The organism is Bacteroides sp. AM16-24 (assembly GCF_003471885.1).
Taxonomy (GTDB): Bacteria; Bacteroidota; Bacteroidia; order Bacteroidales; family Bacteroidaceae; genus Bacteroides.
The window spans coordinates 299,717-316,040 of record NZ_QRKI01000001.1 but is presented as its reverse complement, the minus strand read 5'-3'; the positions used below and the strand labels follow the sequence as shown (position 1 = coordinate 316,040).

The window sequence follows — 16,324 nt, the reverse complement described above, 5'->3', positions numbered from 1 at the left end:
GAACAGGCCACATGCTTTTTACTATTCTACTTCCCTATCGGCTGTATCTTCCTTCTCACATCCTTAGAAATCTCCAGAAACATGTAATTCAATTTCCCGGAATGTATTCCTTCTTCATTTTGCTTATACTTATTATTAGCGTATTGTTTAGACTTATCGAATGTTAGCCGTGACATTTGATTCTGTGATTTACCTACCATCGTTGAATCCAGCTTCTCATCCGGAAAGAAATCATCCAGATCCACATCTCCAATCATAGTGGTTTCAAGGAAGTTCTTATTTTTGCGACCGGCATCCGTATAATACCCCACAAACATGTGTCCCGGAGTACGAACCAATATCGGCTCTATATTAATGGCACGAAGCAGGGAAGCAAACAGCACGCTACCATCCACACAGTTAATCTGCGAAGACTCCAGTGCATCATCGAACGTGCGAACCCGCTGGGAAAAGACCACATTACTGGACAGACTGGTATTGGAAACAGAACTGTAACGGAAGTTGCGCTTTTGAAGCACGTTCCATAAAGCATAGACTTGCTTGTCCACCACTTCAGCATTGCCACCTTGATAGCCCAAGAAACGATTGACAATACGTGTATTTAATGCTTCACGCAACAATTTGTCAATCATCGGATTCTCCTCATTTACGTATGCCGCAAAGAAAATTCCTGTATCATGAAACTTAGTCCCGTTCGTGACATACCCCAACAGACATTCATTGATGCTGCGAACAGAAAAAGTACGAACCCGCTGCCCCAAATCCTTATCATTCATTTCTACCTTAACAGCCACACTGACCGGTTCCGCCTGATTATTATTCTTCAGTGCTTCGTAATTCCAGATAATATCGGGATAGATCGTATATTCCGTCCGTGGTTTAGCCAACACAAACTCAGATACGGAACGGGAAAAGAACGGAGTCTCAGCAACTTCAATACGCACCCTGCTGTATGCCTTTCCTGAACGAATCCGAATAGAAATGCAGGATTTAGAGTTCCCCACATATAAAGAATCAGCCGGAACAATGACTTGAGCATCCGTCGTCGCTACAGAAAGAATACTGGAAGGAAAGATGTTGCCTCCCAACTCATCCGTTATCTCAAAACCGGAACGGAACGGAGCGGTATTCAGCCAAAAGGAACCTGCCACAACCACCACCAATAAAGCTATCAGAGCAGGCAAACGCCATTTATATCGCCGAAAATCTATACTAGTCAACTCTTTCATACCAATGTTATTTATATTAAGACAAAGGTAAGTATAAAAACTGAAAAACTGGAATGCAAAAGTAATAGTTTACAGTTCTTCACCTTACCAAAACTGTGTCAAAGCCTTACCGAATAACCTTCAGCACACACTAAAATGTAACCGAATTGTAACACGTGTTTCACTTTCCCGTAACAAAAACACCGCACCTTTGTCGCTGAAAAGAAATAAAGTATAACTTTGTGGTAGGAGAATTTGTTTTGAATACCTCATATTAATTAGAAAAAGCAATGAACGATTATCGTATTTTAGTTGTAGACGATGAAGAGGACCTTTGCGAGATCCTGAAATTCAACCTTGAAAATGAAGGGTATGAAGTGGACACGGCCCACTCTGCCGAAGAGGCATTGAAAATGGATATCGGTAGCTACAGCTTGTTGCTACTGGACGTGATGATGGGAGAAATATCCGGTTTCAAAATGGCCAGCCTGCTAAAGAAAGATAAGAAAACCGCTCAGGTACCTATTATATTCATCACTGCCAAGGATACGGAAAATGATACGGTAACCGGCTTCAATCTGGGAGCTGATGATTACATCTCCAAACCTTTCTCTCTGCGTGAAGTCATCGCACGCGTCAAAGCTGTATTGCGCCGCACCCAACAAGGAGAACAAGAACGGGCACCGGAGCAAATCAGCTACAAAACATTAGTCATTGATATTGTGAAAAAGAAAGTTAGTATCGATGGGGAGGAAGCCCCTCTCACCAAAAAAGAATTTGAGATATTACTTTTACTCCTCCAGAGCAAAGGACGCGTATTCTCCCGCGAAGATATACTGGCACGGATATGGAGCGACGAGGTCTATGTACTGGACCGCACCATCGATGTGAACATCACCCGTTTGCGTAAGAAAATAGGTATTTATGGAAAATGCATCGTAACTCGCTTAGGATATGGATACTGCTTCGAAGCTGAATAATACCACACATTTCCTGTCGTTCAGCCGAAGGTTATTTCTTTCGGTCATTTCACTGTTTCTGGTATTTGCCGGATGCTTCCTGGCGTATCAATACCAACGTGAGAAAGAATACAAGGTAGATCTGCTGGATATACAGCTACAGGACTATAATGAACGGTTGCACCAGGAGCTTGCCCGCATTCCGGACAGCTTATGGAACACCACACTGGAACGATACCTGCAAAAATACATCAAACAGGATTTACGTATTACGGTAGTTAATGTACAGGGTGACGTATTATATGACAGCTACGAAAATCAGAAATTAGGCAATCATATCAACCGCCCGGAAGTGCAAAAAGCACTGGCAGAAGGAAAAGGGTATGATGTACGCCGTACTTCCGAAACAACGGGAGTGCCCTACTTCTATTCCGCCACACTCTATGAGGGCTACATCATACGTTCCGCCCTCCCCTACGACCTGAACCTTGTAAGACACCTTGCAGCAGACCAGCACTATATCTGGTTTACCGTCATCGTATCATTGCTATTAATATTCATCTTCTACAAGTTCACCTCTAAACTGGGGACAGCCATCAATCAGCTACGTGAGTTTGCCAAACGTGCTGACAAGAATGAGCCTGTGGAAACAGATATGCAATCCGCCTTCCCGCACAACGAACTGGGAGAGATTTCACAGCATATCATCCAGATATACAAGCGACTGCGTGAAACCAAAGAGGCGCTATACATTGAGCGGGAGAAGTTGATCACCCACTTACAAACCTCACATGAAGGATTGGGCGTATTCAATAAGGACAAGAAAGAAATCCTGGTCAACAACCTGTTCACACAATACAGCAATCTGATTTCAGACTCCAACCTGCAAACAACAGAGGAAATATTCTCCATCAGTGAGTTCCAGAAAATCACGGATTTCATCAACAAAGCTCCCAAGCGTCCGGGCAAGGAAGAAAAGCGTATGTCTATCAGCATCAATAAGAATGGACGTATGTTTATTGTGGAATGTATTATATTCCAGGATTTAAGCTTCGAGATATCCATCAATGACATCACTCAGGAAGAAGAGCAGATCCGCCTGAAACGCCAGTTGACGCAGAACATCGCACATGAACTGAAAACCCCGGTCAGCAGTATACAGGGCTATTTGGAAACCATCGTCAACAATGAAAACATCTCCCGGGAGAAGATGCAGACATTCATAGAGCGATGTTATGCCCAAAGCAACCGGTTAAGCCGACTGCTACGCGACATCTCCGTATTAACGCGTATGGACGAAGCCGCCAACATGATCGACATGGAGAAAGTAGACATCAGCCTGTTGGTAGGCAATATCGTAAACGAGGTATCCCTGGAACTGGAAGAAAAGCATATCACCGTAGTCAACTCCCTAAAACCGAAGATACAACTACGGGGAAATTACTCCCTGCTATACTCCATTTTCCGCAACCTGATGGACAATGCCATTGCTTATGCAGGCACGGATATACGCATCAACATCAGCTGTTTCCGCGAGGACGAGAACTTCTACTACTTTAGTTTTGCCGATACCGGCGTGGGCGTCTCTCCCGAACATCTGAACCGCTTATTCGAACGCTTCTACCGGGTAGATAAAGGACGCTCACGCAAACTGGGCGGTACAGGATTGGGATTGGCTATCGTAAAGAACTCGGTAATCATCCATGGAGGTACCATTTCGGCCAAGAACAACCAGGGGGGCGGATTAGAATTCGTATTCACCCTGGCAAAGGAAAAGTAAGAAACGGTTTGCACTAATCACTTTTTTCCTTATCTTTGCGATGCATTGGTTTACTGTCTTTGTTCAGAGACGGTAATTAAAAGGGAATCAGGTGCAAGTCCTGAACAGTCCCGCTGCTGTAAGTTTCATGATAGGTTGCAGGCAAACTACCAATAGCCACTGGAAGTCCGCTTCCGGGAAGGCGCCTGGCAACAGAAACAAGTCAGAAGACCTGCCATGCACTGTTTTTATCACTGCTTTCGAGGAAAAAGCGTTGAGTCTAAATGAAACGGGCAAATCGTCCCCTCATTTCATTCATCCACTCGGCTTCAAAGAAAGTAAGGAACAATAAACTCTGCCAAGTTTATTTGAATGGTGTCCGGTCGAAGGGATTTCGCCCGGACATTTTATTCTGTAACTTTCCCAAAACAAATTTCATCATCCGCGTGTTATACATACAGTAAACAATCAATACGAAGAGTTATGGAAGCAGATTATAAACTGATCGACAATGAAGAACGTCACCAATATGAGTTCCATGTCGATCAATATACTCCAAAGATTGAGTATATAAAATCAACGAATGGGGAGATTTACCTGACACACACCGAAGTACCCACTCAACTGGGTGGTAAAGGCATCGGCAGCCAGTTAGTAGAAAAAGCATTAAAAGATATAGAAAAACAAGGACTTAGATTAGTACCTCTCTGCCCGTTTGTAGCGGGATACATTCACAAACATCCCGAATGGAAAAGATTTGTAATGAAAGGTATTCACATTCAATAATAAATAGTTATGAATATAAAGAAAGAATATACGAACGGGGAAGTGACCATCATCTGGCAACCCGGCCTGTGCCAACATGCAGGCATTTGTACCAAGACCCTTCCGAATGTATATCATCCGAAAGAAAAACCGTGGATAACGGCTGAAAATGCAACGACGGAAGAATTGATCGCTCAAATCAAGAAATGCCCGTCAGGAGCATTAAGTTACAGAATGAATAACGAGAAAGAAGATAAATAAAAGAAATGAGGTTACCCCTTCAATATATGAATCCGGGTAACCTCATTTGTATTATGAAAAAGAAAGTAGTTATGTACGTTCCAATTGAACAGTGAAATGACGCATCAGGGGAGCCTCCCAAGTAATACGGACTCCATTAGTAATACTTTCACGACGGTCGAAAACATTCTTCAACGCTACTGCTATCACATTCATGTGATTATCCGTATATACGCGACGGGGAATAGCAAGACGCAATAAATCCAGCCCGGTAAAACGGTTCTCACGAGTAACCGGATCACGGTCTGCCAGGATATAACCGATTTCACATCCTCTGATACCGGCTTCAAGATACAATTCAACCGTTAGAGTCTGTGCCGGGAATTCATTCTTCGGCACATGCGTCAGTACCTTCGTTGCATCCACAAAAATGGCATGTCCACCTGCTGGACGCTGATAAGGAATACCGTATTCATCCAACTTCTTTGCCAGATATTCTACCTGACGGATGCGGGTTTCCAGATTATCAAATTCCGTATTCTCATCCAGTCCTGTGGCAAGTGCATTCATGTCACGACCATTCATACCACCGTAAGTAAGATACCCTTCATATTGCACGCAAAAGCCTTTGGCACCTTCGTACCAATCTTTTTTTCGTGTAGCAATGAAGCCTCCCATATTGACGATACCATCCTTCTTGGCACTCATAGTCATACCATCTGCCAGTTCGAACATCTCTTTCGTAATTTCCTTGATTGTTTTACCGCTATAGCCATCTTCACGCATTTTGATGAAGTAAGCATTTTCCGCAAAACGTGCGGAGTCAAATAATACAGGTTTATGATACTTATCCGCAAGAGCACGGACTTCACGAAGGTTCTGCATGGATACGGGCTGTCCGCCGGCCGTGTTGTTCGTAATGGTAACGATGATAAACGGTATACGGTCAGCATGCTCCTGCAATGCTTTTTCCAATTTCACAGGATCGACATTGCCTTTAAAAGGTATTTCCAACTGAGTATTTTTCGCTTCATCGATGGTGCAATCCAAAGCAATGGCCTTCCGGCCCTCGATATGCCCCTTGGTGGTATCAAAGTGAGAGTTACCCGGAACAATATCTCCCTCATGTACCAGGTAAGAGAAAAGCACATTCTCGGCTGCACGTCCCTGATGAGTGGGAATGACATATTCAAAACCAGTCAGACGGGTGATCACTTCTTTCAGGTTGAAGAAGGAGGAAGCACCTGCATAACTTTCGTCGCCCAACATCATCGCTGCCCATTGGCGATCGCTCATTGCTCCCGTACCGGAGTCGGTTATCAAATCGATATATACTTGCTCGGATTTCAGCTGGAACACATTGTAATGGGCTTCTTTCAGCCACTGCTCACGTTCCTGGCGGGTACTCTTCCGAATGGGTTCCACCATTTTAATTTTCCAAGACTCTGCAAAAGGTAATTCCATAGTGCTTGCTTATTATTTTGACATTTAGTTAACAAAAAGACCCGTAGAAAATCTTCCACGGGTCGAATATAAGCATTTATACAGGATTAAACAAAAGTTTTACTATCTTTTTGTCAACAGTTCATTCCTTTGACAGAAATTTCTTCTTCTCCTTCTTACTCATCTCCCGCACAACAATCGCGACAGGGTGCCAGGACTTATACATCACACGAGGTTCAGGCTTGCCTACTTCCTCCTGAGAAAGACAAAAATCAGGTACATACGAGTAATCCGGCTGATCGGGACAATAAATACTGAAACGCAAATGGGAACCCTGCTTGTAGTTCTCTCCGCCAATGATGCCAAGCGGCTGTCCCGGAATCACCTCTTCACCCGGAGAAACAAAGATCCCTCCATTCTGGAATAATTTATAACGGGCAAAAGTTCCGTCCTTATGGAAAACTTCCAGATAATTTTCCGTTGCATGAAACGATGTATTTTCAGAAGTGGAAGCGGCATTATCAACAACCTCGGTCACAAGTCCGCCACGGGAAGCAAAAATGGTATCACCGGCAGTAGTAGAAAAACCAAGTCCCGTAATTCGTTTCTCTCCTTCCTTCCCAAAGAATTTCTCTAAAGACACCATCCGGTTAACCCGAACCACCTTACCAGGCGCTAAAGGGAAAAGGTATACAAAATTAGTATCTGCCTTCAAACGGTTATTTCCTTTTCTATAGGTATAGCGATAGGAGAATCCAATCGGAACATTTTCCGTAGACGGACGCAAAGTCAACAGCCGTGTTTTGCCATAATGAATGACGGCATCATAAATCTCCCCCTCGGTGGAAGTCGTATTACTCAACCGGGAAAAAGTCATAGATACCGTATAAGGCGTATGCGACTGAGTTTCGGAATAGAAAGTCACTTCCCCCTTGGCAGACCGTTCATAACTTACCGTAACAGTCTTATTCGACTGTGCATAAACCAACAGAGGCAAGCCAAAAAGAAGAAGACAGAAATAGCGTTGTAGTTTCATAGTATCATGTTTTTAAAATTAATCGACTTGCCAGGTCAGCACAAAGTCCGGATGCAGGAGATATCGGATCTCAAATTTACGCTGCTCCGGCGTTCTGTACTCTTCAGCTGAGAAAGCTCCTTTTTCAGCAACCGTAAAAGGGAAAATACGGAGATGTTCATGGAAATCAACCTCCGCCGTATTCATGCACTTGAACATCACTTCTTTGGCCGACCAATGGAGCAACAACGCCCAGGTATCCGTTCCCTGATACGAAGAAAGGGATTCATCAGCACGCATATATTTATGCGCCACCTTATGCACCCGTTCACCGTATTGCTCTATATCAATGCCCACTTCCTTACCAGCTTCACCGATAATCACCGATACATATCCACGCGTATGAGAAATACTGATAGATGCAGATTTATCTGCCAGATACGGCTTCCCGCTGGGATAGTAAGCAATTTCCTTTTCCTCTCCCAATAGAGTGAACAGCAACACACGAACCGACAGCCACTCCAAACGGCGATGTTCAGCAGAGAAACGCTGCAACCCTTCCAGGTATGTTTCCTGTTGCGGAAGCATATTCAACAGTTCATCCAGCGTTTCGTCCATCTTCCAGACTCCCCACTTATAGGAAGGATACGTATGTTGTATGAAAAGAGGCATATTATTTTATAAATCAATCTTTCTTATCGGAATCCGACGGAGGAGTATTGATGGTGAACTTCACTTTAAGAATACGGCGGTTATCCATCTCCAAGACTTCAAACTCATAGTGGTCGTAAGTAACCTTTTCATGCAGGGCCGGAAACTCGCCTTTCAGCTCCAGCAATAATCCTGCAAGCGTATCGGAATCACCCGCCACCTCATCAAAGACTTCCTCATCCACCTTCGTAATCTTATAAAAGTCCGTCAACTGCGTTTTGGCTTCAAACACCCACGTATGATCGTTCAACACTGCATACGTACGTTCTTCGTCATCATATTCGTCGTGAATCTCCCCGACTATCTCCTCGATGATATCCTCCATCGTCACAATTCCCGACGTACCGCCAAATTCATCAACCACAATAGCTATATGAATCTTATTGGCCTGAAAATCACGCAACAAATCGTCAATCATCTTAGTTTCCGGAACAAAATAGGCCGGACGTATCAGCGATTGCCAACGGAAGTCTACCTTATTCAAATGGGGCAACAAGTCCTTGATATATAAGATACCTTTGATATTATCCCGGTTCTCGGAATAAATAGGGATGCGGGAATAAGCATTTTCTATAATACATTGCAATACATCCTTGAAAGGCGTACGAATATCCAGATCGACTACGTCCAGACGGGAAGTCATCACCTCCTTCGCCGTTTCACCGCCAAAACGAATGATACCTTCCAGAATATTATTCTCTTCTTTCAGTTCCTCCTTATCCGTCAATTCAAGGGCATGGGAAAGTTCGTCTACCGAAATATTATGGTTTTTACGGGCAAAATGCTTATTCAGGAACGAAGTGGAACGTACCAGCATAGAAGCTACCGGATAAAAGAGGGAACGAAACATCCATATACCCGGAGCGGAAAAACGACAGAAAGCCAACGTCTTCTGTGCTGAATAAATCTTCGGCATGATTTCGCCGAAAAGAAGCAGAAGGAAAGTCAGGATGACGGTCAGTATCAGAAATTCCGCAATAGGAGAATGAAACTCAAACACACTCATGAAGAAGAAGTTGCAGAGCATGATGATAGTCACATTCACAAAATTATTTGTTATCAGAATGGTTGCCAGCAACCTTTCCGTATCCTCCAAAAGTTTACTAATTTTCTCATCCGATGGGTGTTTCTTCTCATCAATGGCACTCAGGTCGGATGGAGAAAGAGAGAAAAAGGCTATTTCTGAAGCTGAGGCAAAGCCTGATACGAGCAACAGCAAACCTGCCAACACAATGGCGATAATTGCCGAAATAGTAGGGCTATGTACGGATATACCATTAAAAACATCTGCCAATTGGCATAAATAAGCGTCTGGGTCCAAAGATCTTGGTTTTAGTTAAACAATTAGAACGGTAAATCGTCCGTTGTATTATCTTGTGCAGGGGTTGCCTGCGATTGTGCCATGGGTTGTGCGGGAGCACCTTGTGACATCCCCGGTTGCGGAGCGGCAGCACCCGGTGCAACAGTTCCTCTGGGGCTCAGCATCTCCATAGAGTCCACAAAGATTTCCGTAACATAGCGCTTTGCACCAGTCTGATCATCGTATGAACGGGTACGGATTTTGCCTTCCACATAAAGTTTATCCCCTTTATGCACATATTTTTCGGCTGTTTCTGCCAGTCCGCGCCAAAGTACCAGATTGTGCCATTCCGTCCGTTCGGGTACCTGCGTACCGTTAGCCAATGTGTATGCACGGTCTGTAGTAGCCAAAGGCAAAGAAGCCACAGCGATACCGGAATCAAGGTATCTTACTTCAGGGTCTCTACCTACATTTCCAATCAATATTACTTTATTTACTGACATAAGCCTTTTTTCTTTTTATTTGAATTTGCTGCCAAAATTAAACAGAATAATCACACAATGCAAGAGTTAGCGCAACTTTTATAGATATTTCTCCAGAAAGGCATGCACCAGGCGAGAGACTGCATATTGCTCCAAATCCTCTGTTTTCACCCGCTGGAAGGCAGAAAAAGAAGTGGAATTTTCCGGTAAGATAACTTCATAGAAATTGGCATAAATCACCCTGTGGGAGAGCACATGCTTCACATTTCCACTGATTAAGCGCAGTCCCGAAGCTTCCCCGTCTGCAAAAAGTGCACGTACCTGCGGCAATTCACGAAACTCTTCTTCCGTCACAGGCGCTTCTGTTTCTACCAGCGGAAATTCGAAAAGATTTTTCCAGATATCATCCCCTGTCCGCTTATGTAAATAGGTACACGCGCCCACACGTACATATATATAGTTAAAATAACGATTGGTGGTTTTCGTCTTATGCTGTTTTACGGGCAACTTCGTTATCGTATCCTCCTTCAGGGCGGAACAACTATCCGCCAAAGGGCAAAACAGGCAATTCGGCGATTGCGGTGTACACTGTATGGCACCGAAATCCATTATCGCCTGATTGTAAACGGCAGGCTGCGATTTATCCATCATCTCGTCTGCCAAAGCAGCAAACAGCTTCTTACCTTCCGTACTGTCCACCGGCGTATCGATGCCGAAATAGCGCGAAAGCACACGATAGACATTCCCATCCACCACAGCATAAGGCATACCGTAGGCAAATGAACAGATAGCCGCAGCAGTATAGTCCCCTACCCCCTTCAGCGCACGCACCCCTTCATAAGTAGTCGGAAAAACACCATTCATGCTTTTTGCCGCCGCATGCAGATTGCGCGCACGGGAGTAATACCCCAGTCCTTGCCAGCATTTCATCACCTCATCTTCCGGTGCTTTGGCCAAGGCTGTCACATTAGGAAAACGATGGATAAAACGCAAAAAATAATCATAACCTTGCACGACCCGGGTCTGTTGCAGGATAATCTCCGAAATCCATATAATATAAGGGTCGGTGGTATCCCGCCAAGGCAATTCGCGCTTGTTTTCGGCATACCAGACTATCAATTTCTCACTGAATATATTCATCTCTATTACAGATAGTTATAAAAACACAAAAAGGGCTACACCTTTCGCCCCGGATGGCTACACCCCTTGCTATTCAGGGCTACACCCTTTGTACAAAAGGGTGTAGCCCTTTCAACGACACAAAATTAGCTCTTTTTCCCCCTAACAAACCTTAATCAAAAGACTTTTTTAGAAAATTGTCCAGAATATATTTTTTAGAGAGCGTAAAAAGCTATATATTTGCAGTCCAAAAAATTAGGAAACTATAGTAATAATATTTTTTTTAAAGAAAAATGACTAAAGCTGATATTGTAAACGAAATTACAAAGAACACCGGGATTGACAAAGTAACAGTGCTTACTACGGTTGAAGCGTTCATGGACACAGTAAAGGCATCTTTATCGAAAGATGAAAATGTTTACCTCCGCGGGTTTGGTAGCTTCGTAGTGAAGAAAAGAGCACAGAAAACTGCTCGTAACATCTCCAAGAATACTACGATTATCATTCCGGAACACAACATTCCGGCATTTAAGCCTGCAAAAACATTCACCATCTCCGTGAAGAAATAATAAACAAGAGTATTAACCTATTAAATTATTGAAGCTATGCCTAGCGGAAAGAAGAAAAAAAGACATAAAATGTCTACGCACAAGCGTAAAAAAAGACTAAGAAAGAACAGACATAAAAGCAAAAAGTAATTTTTAGTCTGGAGGACAGAAATAAAGAACAAACTTGTGAAGCTATTTGTCTCGCGGGTTTGTTCTTTGTTTAAGTAGTAATTTGTAGTCAACAAGGTTACTTATAACCTCGTTGACTTTAGAACCTAAAAGCAAGAAAAAATTGTGACAAGCGAACTCGTTGTAGACGTACAGCCCAAAGAGGTCTCCATCGCCCTTCTTGAAGACAAGAGCCTGGTGGAACTTCAAAGCGAAGGAAGAAATCTTTCTTTCTCAGTGGGCAACATGTATTTAGGACGAATCAAGAAATTGATGCCCGGCCTGAATGCCTGCTTCGTGGACGTGGGTTACGAGAAAGATGCTTTTCTTCATTATCTGGACTTAGGTCCTCAATTTAACTCGTTAGAGAAATACGTAAAGCAGACTTTAAGCGATAAAAAGAAACTACCGCAAATCACCAAAGCAACCATACTTCCCGATCTTGAAAAAGATGGTACCGTTGCCAATACACTCAAGGTGGGACAAGAAGTAGTGGTGCAAATTGTCAAGGAGCCTATCTCTACCAAAGGTCCGCGCCTGACTTCCGAAATCTCATTTGCCGGAAGATATCTGGTGCTGATACCTTTCAACGACAAGGTTTCCGTATCACAAAAAATTAAATCGAGCGAAGAACGCGCCCGCCTCAAACAATTGCTGATGAGTATCAAGCCGAAGAATTTCGGAGTGATCGTCCGCACTGTTGCCGAAGGAAAACGCGTAGCCGAGCTCGACGGAGAGCTTAAAGTTTTATTAAAACACTGGGAAGATGCTGTCACCAAAATACAGAAAGCTACCAAATTCCCGACATTGATTTACGAAGAAACCAGCCGTGCCGTAGGCTTATTGCGCGACTTGTTCAATCCTTCTTTTGAGAACATCCACGTCAACGACGAAGCCGTGTTCCACGAAATCAAGGACTACGTAACTCTTATCGCCCCTGACCGGGCAGGAATCGTAAAACTGTATAAAGGACAACTCCCCATTTATGACAATTTTGGTATCACCAAGCAGATCAAGTCTTCGTTTGGCAAGACGGTTTCATACAAGAGTGGTGCCTACCTGATTATTGAGCATACTGAGGCGCTTCACGTAGTAGACGTGAACAGCGGTAACCGCACCAAGAATGCCAACGGGCAGGAGGCCAACGCACTCGAAGTGAATCTGGGAGCTGCCGACGAACTGGCTCGCCAGCTACGACTGAGAGATATGGGTGGTATCATTGTGGTGGACTTCATTGATATGAACGAAGCCGAAAACAGACAAAAGCTTTACGAACGTATGTGTGCCAACATGCAGAAAGACAGGGCAAGACATAACATCCTACCGCTCAGCAAATTCGGACTGATGCAGATTACCCGCCAGCGTGTGCGCCCGGCAATGGATGTCAATACCACAGAAATCTGTCCCACCTGTTTCGGAAAAGGCACCATCAAGTCCTCTATCCTCTTTACGGACACTTTAGAGAGTAAAATTGATTACTTAGTCAACAAACTGAAGATTAAGAAATTCTCGTTACACATCCACCCGTATATTGCTGCTTACATCAATCAGGGACTCGTTTCCCTGAAACGGAAATGGCAGATGAAATACGGATTTGGTATCAAGATTATTCCAAGCCAGAAACTCGCGTTCCTGGAATATGTATTCTACGACCCGCAAGGGGAAGAGATTGACATGAAGGAAGAATTCGAAATTAAATAAGAAAATACGGCGAAGTAAATCAGAAACTTCGCCGTATTTTTTATTTTTATCACCGTCTTTTTTATTTTTATCGCCAACTTTTCAAAATCATTGGCCGATACTTTAAAGAAACTCACCCTTTATATAGAAGCGAACCATCACTCACTCCCCTGCACATGCAAGGCGATAAATCTCTTTGCTATCCTGCTTCGTCAGCTTCACATAATTCCCTACCAACTCTCCTTTATTGCGGTGCAGACTATCTGCCAGACGGTCAATATCAGGGTCTTCAATACCCAGTTCTTTAAATGTCACAGGCAGAGCAAGAGAGCTAAAGAAAGCTTTCAGCTTACCAATACCCTCCAAAGCAACCGCTTTCTTATCTTCTGATTCAGGAACACCCCATACACGAACGGCATATTGAGCTATCTTTCCCACATTATGTTCTACCATCCACGTCATCCAAGCAGGGAAGATAACAGATAACCCCGCACCGTGGGTAACACCATAAATAGCACTGATTTCATGCTCCAGGAAGTGCGAAGCCCAATCTTCTTCACAACCTACACCACAAGTACCATTATGCGCAATCATGCCCGCCCACATCAAGTTGGCACGCGCACCGTAATCTTCAGGATTTCTCATTGCCTTGGGAGCCTCATTGATGATAGCCATCAAAGTGCCTTCACAAAGGCGATCTCCAATTTCCACCTCCTGAGTGTTCGTAAAATAACGCTCCATGATATGAGCCATCATATCGGCCACACCGCAGGCAGTCTGAAAGGGCGGCAAAGTATAAGTAAGTTCCGGATTCATAATAGAGAATACCGGACGCAAAACTTCCGGTACACGCAGGCTGAGTTTCTGCAAACCATCCAGTTTCGTTATAACCGTATTACCGGAGCCTTCACTTCCGGCAGCAGGAATAGTCAGCACAACAGCTACTTTCAGCGCTTTAGTCACTTTAGCCTTTCCGATATAGAAATCCCAGAAGTCACCTTCATAAAGCACACCTGCCGCTATGGCTTTGGCTGTATCAATGACAGAACCACCACCCACAGGCAACAGCATATCAGCCTGTTCACGGCGGCAGAATTCAATGCCTTCATACACTTTCGTATCTACCGGATTGGGCTGCACGCCCCCCATCAGGCAATATTCAATTCCTGCTTCCCGCAAAGACTGTTTCACCCTATCCAACAAGCCACTCCGTACAACAGAGCCGCCGCCGTACACGATCATCACTTTCCGCGCACCATGCTTCCGTGCCAGTGCACCGACTTGCATTTCCGTAGCTTTACCGAATACAAATTCGGTAGGACTGTAAAAGACGAAATTATTCATTAACGGATATATTTACTATAACGTTCGAAAAAGTGCTTGAACGCTCCCCATTTCATCAATCCTTTTTCAAAGGCAAAGATACCCAGGAGAGCACAGAATATTCCCAATAAGACATCAATCAGATAATGATGCCCCGAATAAACGGCCGTACACCAGATACCCACCATGATAAACGCGAACAATGCTATCAGCCAGCCTTTACAGCGGTTCATAATAGCATAAGCCAATGCCACAACCATATACGCTGCATGCAATGAAGGTACGGCAGCAAATACATTGGCATTACGCCCATAGATTGAATTGAAAATAGTGCATCCCATCAATTCATCGAAGCGTCCCAGCCCTGCTACATTTCCGGGAGTATCAAGCATAGCCTCAAAACCATAATTCATGGCATACCAAGGTGGTGCCGCAGGATGAATGTAATATCCCGCAAAACCAATCAGATTCACAAGCAAAAAGACCATTGCAAAGCGCAGATACATCCGGCGGTCTCCCTTCAGATAAAGCCACAAACCGAAAACAATAGGCACAGGCACCCAACAAAGATAGAACACGCCTGCAAAGAAGTCAGCAATCGACCAGTGATGTATGGCAAAGTATTCGCAAGGAATAAGTGTCGTCCCATTCACAGATATACCGAAAAGGGATTTCTCCGCTTCATACAACCCCTGCACATCAATAGGATTCACCTGATAATTGGGATACACCCGCATCCAATCGTAGGAAACGCCAAAAATAATAAAAGGCAGTAACGCTACTGCCAGTTTACGGGTTGTCTTCCCAGCAAAAAACAAAACGAAAAACAAACCCGCCATCAGGAAATGCTCCGGACGGAGCCCGATACAAGTAGCCGTCAGCAACAGGAAAACCACCGTTATAACCACTACCAACATCGTTTCTCTCACCGGAGGAAAATATCTTTTTATCATTTATTCAAAAGTTTATAGCAATGTGCCAGACGGACAAAAGCTGTCAGATTAGCCAATACGGCAATGATTGCCAGAGGAACTATCAAGATTAACATCGGATCGAAGAGTGTGCAATCGGAGAAGATGCCACAGAACAAAGCTCCCAGACTGGTCAGCACTACTCGCTCAGGACGCTGCATAATACCTACTTTACATTCCAGTCCCAGCCCTTCGGCACGTGCGCGTACGTAACTTACCATCAGCGAACCGATCAAAGCAAGAAAAGTGATAATGGAACCCCAGAAATAACCTTGTAATATGAGATAATAGGATATACCGAACAAGGTAAACAGTTCACTGTAACGGTCGAGCACCGAATCGTACAATGCCCCGAAAGTGGAAGACATATTGCCAAGACGCGCCACACGGCCATCCATCATGTCAAACAACCCGGCGAAGAGTATCAGTCCGCCTGTCCATCCCACCAAAGAAAGATCCTCTTCCGAATCTGTCACTAACCCTGCATAAATAAATATACCGGCAGCCACAATGTTAAGTATCAACCCGGTAGTAGTAATAAAGTTAGGCGTAATGCCAATTTTAATCATGCCGCGCACAACGGGATTGATAATCTTGTATATCACCTGTTGCAGCCAATCTCTGTAATTCATG

Annotated in this window: 16 protein-coding genes and 1 riboswitch; of the genes, 6 read left to right on the top strand and 10 right to left on the bottom strand. The window is 44.1% G+C overall.

Annotation, left to right across the window (positions count from 1 at the left end; translation table 11 throughout):
• Nucleotides 1-26: 26 nt before the first annotated feature.
• Nucleotides 27-1,229, bottom strand: coding sequence for a hypothetical protein (locus tag DW182_RS01230; RefSeq protein ID WP_117707383.1), 1,203 nt, complete (start codon nt 1,227-1,229; stop codon nt 27-29).
• Nucleotides 1,230-1,498: 269 nt separating this feature from the next.
• Between DW182_RS01230 and DW182_RS01225 the strand changes: the two genes are divergently transcribed.
• From DW182_RS01225 to DW182_RS01205, 4 genes are all read left to right on the top strand, one after another.
• Nucleotides 1,499-2,188, top strand: coding sequence for a response regulator transcription factor (locus tag DW182_RS01225; protein ID WP_007664025.1), 690 nt, complete (start codon nt 1,499-1,501; stop codon nt 2,186-2,188).
• Nucleotides 2,163-3,947: a cell wall metabolism sensor histidine kinase WalK gene (locus DW182_RS01220; RefSeq protein ID WP_115501667.1), complete on the top strand. Its 1,785-nt coding sequence runs from the start codon at nt 2,163-2,165 to the stop codon at nt 3,945-3,947. Before DW182_RS01225 ends, DW182_RS01220 begins: the two co-directional genes overlap by 26 nt.
• 29 nt (nt 3,948-3,976) lie before the next feature.
• Nucleotides 3,977-4,181: riboswitch (cobalamin riboswitch) on the top strand.
• Nucleotides 4,182-4,409: 228 nt separating this feature from the next.
• Entirely contained in the window at nt 4,410-4,712 is a 303-nt protein-coding gene (locus DW182_RS01210; protein WP_118294384.1) for a GNAT family N-acetyltransferase, read from the top strand.
• 9 nt (nt 4,713-4,721) lie between these two features.
• Nucleotides 4,722-4,952 carry a (4Fe-4S)-binding protein gene (locus DW182_RS01205; protein ID WP_007214486.1) on the top strand — a complete coding sequence of 77 codons (231 nt, stop codon included), beginning with the start codon at nt 4,722-4,724 and terminating at the stop codon, nt 4,950-4,952.
• Nucleotides 4,953-5,021: 69 nt separating this feature from the next.
• Here the strand turns inward: DW182_RS01205 and DW182_RS01200 are convergent, their stop codons facing one another.
• From DW182_RS01200 to mutY, 6 genes are all read right to left on the bottom strand, one after another.
• The gene (locus tag DW182_RS01200; RefSeq protein ID WP_007664030.1) at nt 5,022-6,395 is read right to left on the bottom strand and encodes a tryptophanase; all 1,374 of its coding nucleotides are present in this window, start codon (nt 6,393-6,395) and stop codon (nt 5,022-5,024) included.
• Between the two features lie 121 nt (nt 6,396-6,516).
• Entirely contained in the window at nt 6,517-7,410 is an 894-nt protein-coding gene (locus DW182_RS01195; RefSeq protein WP_007664033.1) for a M23 family metallopeptidase, read from the bottom strand.
• Between the two features lie 18 nt (nt 7,411-7,428).
• On the bottom strand, nt 7,429-8,061 hold the full coding sequence (locus DW182_RS01190; RefSeq protein ID WP_118294383.1) for a 4'-phosphopantetheinyl transferase superfamily protein: 633 nt from the start codon (nt 8,059-8,061) through the stop codon (nt 7,429-7,431).
• A gap of 13 nt (nt 8,062-8,074) precedes the next feature.
• Nucleotides 8,075-9,421, bottom strand: a complete 1,347-nt coding sequence (locus tag DW182_RS01185) for a gliding motility-associated protein GldE (RefSeq protein WP_044155045.1) — start codon at nt 9,419-9,421, stop codon at nt 8,075-8,077.
• Nucleotides 9,422-9,444: 23 nt separating this feature from the next.
• Complete coding sequence (locus DW182_RS01180) at nt 9,445-9,903, bottom strand: single-stranded DNA-binding protein (RefSeq protein WP_007664042.1); 459 nt, start codon at nt 9,901-9,903, stop codon at nt 9,445-9,447.
• Between the two features lie 78 nt (nt 9,904-9,981).
• Complete coding sequence (gene mutY / locus DW182_RS01175) at nt 9,982-11,022, bottom strand: A/G-specific adenine glycosylase (protein ID WP_118294382.1); 1,041 nt, start codon at nt 11,020-11,022, stop codon at nt 9,982-9,984.
• A 272-nt stretch (nt 11,023-11,294) separates the two neighbouring features.
• Between mutY and DW182_RS01170 the strand changes: the two genes are divergently transcribed.
• Both DW182_RS01170 and DW182_RS01165 read left to right on the top strand, forming a co-directional pair.
• Nucleotides 11,295-11,570 (top strand): HU family DNA-binding protein, encoded by a 276-nt coding sequence (locus tag DW182_RS01170; protein WP_007214495.1) that lies wholly within the window; start codon nt 11,295-11,297, stop codon nt 11,568-11,570.
• A 273-nt stretch (nt 11,571-11,843) separates the two neighbouring features.
• Entirely contained in the window at nt 11,844-13,418 is a 1,575-nt protein-coding gene (locus DW182_RS01165; RefSeq protein WP_007214496.1) for an Rne/Rng family ribonuclease, read from the top strand.
• A gap of 141 nt (nt 13,419-13,559) precedes the next feature.
• Here the strand turns inward: DW182_RS01165 and DW182_RS01160 are convergent, their stop codons facing one another.
• Genes DW182_RS01160 through DW182_RS01150 form a run of 3 tightly spaced genes read right to left on the bottom strand, consistent with a single transcriptional unit; the run spans nt 13,560 to nt 16,323 of the window.
• Nucleotides 13,560-14,741, bottom strand: a complete 1,182-nt coding sequence (locus DW182_RS01160; protein WP_007664046.1) for an iron-containing alcohol dehydrogenase — start codon at nt 14,739-14,741, stop codon at nt 13,560-13,562.
• The gene (locus DW182_RS01155) at nt 14,741-15,673 is read right to left on the bottom strand and encodes a phosphatase PAP2 family protein (protein WP_118294381.1); all 933 of its coding nucleotides are present in this window, start codon (nt 15,671-15,673) and stop codon (nt 14,741-14,743) included. The genes DW182_RS01160 and DW182_RS01155 overlap by 1 nt, the downstream gene beginning before the upstream one ends.
• On the bottom strand, nt 15,670-16,323 hold the full coding sequence (locus DW182_RS01150; RefSeq protein ID WP_044155256.1) for a CDP-alcohol phosphatidyltransferase family protein: 654 nt from the start codon (nt 16,321-16,323) through the stop codon (nt 15,670-15,672). Before DW182_RS01150 ends, DW182_RS01155 begins: the two co-directional genes overlap by 4 nt.
• Nucleotide 16,324: the final 1 nt, after the last annotated feature.

What these genes read in the sequence shown, in the direction of transcription:
- DW182_RS01150 (WP_044155256.1), bottom strand. Translation starts at nt 16,323, where the DNA reads ATGAATTACAGAGATTGGCTGCAACAGGTGATATACAAGATTATCAAT.
- DW182_RS01225 (WP_007664025.1), top strand. Translation starts at nt 1,499, where the DNA reads ATGAACGATTATCGTATTTTAGTTGTAGACGATGAAGAGGACCTTTGC.
- DW182_RS01205 (WP_007214486.1), top strand. Translation starts at nt 4,722, where the DNA reads ATGAATATAAAGAAAGAATATACGAACGGGGAAGTGACCATCATCTGG.
- DW182_RS01160 (WP_007664046.1), bottom strand. Translation starts at nt 14,741, where the DNA reads ATGAATAATTTCGTCTTTTACAGTCCTACCGAATTTGTATTCGGTAAA.
- mutY (WP_118294382.1), bottom strand. Translation starts at nt 11,022, where the DNA reads ATGAATATATTCAGTGAGAAATTGATAGTCTGGTATGCCGAAAACAAG.
- DW182_RS01210 (WP_118294384.1), top strand. Translation starts at nt 4,410, where the DNA reads ATGGAAGCAGATTATAAACTGATCGACAATGAAGAACGTCACCAATAT.
- DW182_RS01200 (WP_007664030.1), bottom strand. Translation starts at nt 6,395, where the DNA reads ATGGAATTACCTTTTGCAGAGTCTTGGAAAATTAAAATGGTGGAACCC.
- DW182_RS01230 (WP_117707383.1), bottom strand. Translation starts at nt 1,229, where the DNA reads ATGAAAGAGTTGACTAGTATAGATTTTCGGCGATATAAATGGCGTTTG.
- DW182_RS01195 (WP_007664033.1), bottom strand. Translation starts at nt 7,410, where the DNA reads ATGAAACTACAACGCTATTTCTGTCTTCTTCTTTTTGGCTTGCCTCTG.
- DW182_RS01190 (WP_118294383.1), bottom strand. Translation starts at nt 8,061, where the DNA reads ATGCCTCTTTTCATACAACATACGTATCCTTCCTATAAGTGGGGAGTC.
- DW182_RS01155 (WP_118294381.1), bottom strand. Translation starts at nt 15,673, where the DNA reads ATGATAAAAAGATATTTTCCTCCGGTGAGAGAAACGATGTTGGTAGTG.
- DW182_RS01170 (WP_007214495.1), top strand. Translation starts at nt 11,295, where the DNA reads ATGACTAAAGCTGATATTGTAAACGAAATTACAAAGAACACCGGGATT.
- DW182_RS01180 (WP_007664042.1), bottom strand. Translation starts at nt 9,903, where the DNA reads ATGTCAGTAAATAAAGTAATATTGATTGGAAATGTAGGTAGAGACCCT.
- DW182_RS01220 (WP_115501667.1), top strand. Translation starts at nt 2,163, where the DNA reads ATGGATACTGCTTCGAAGCTGAATAATACCACACATTTCCTGTCGTTC.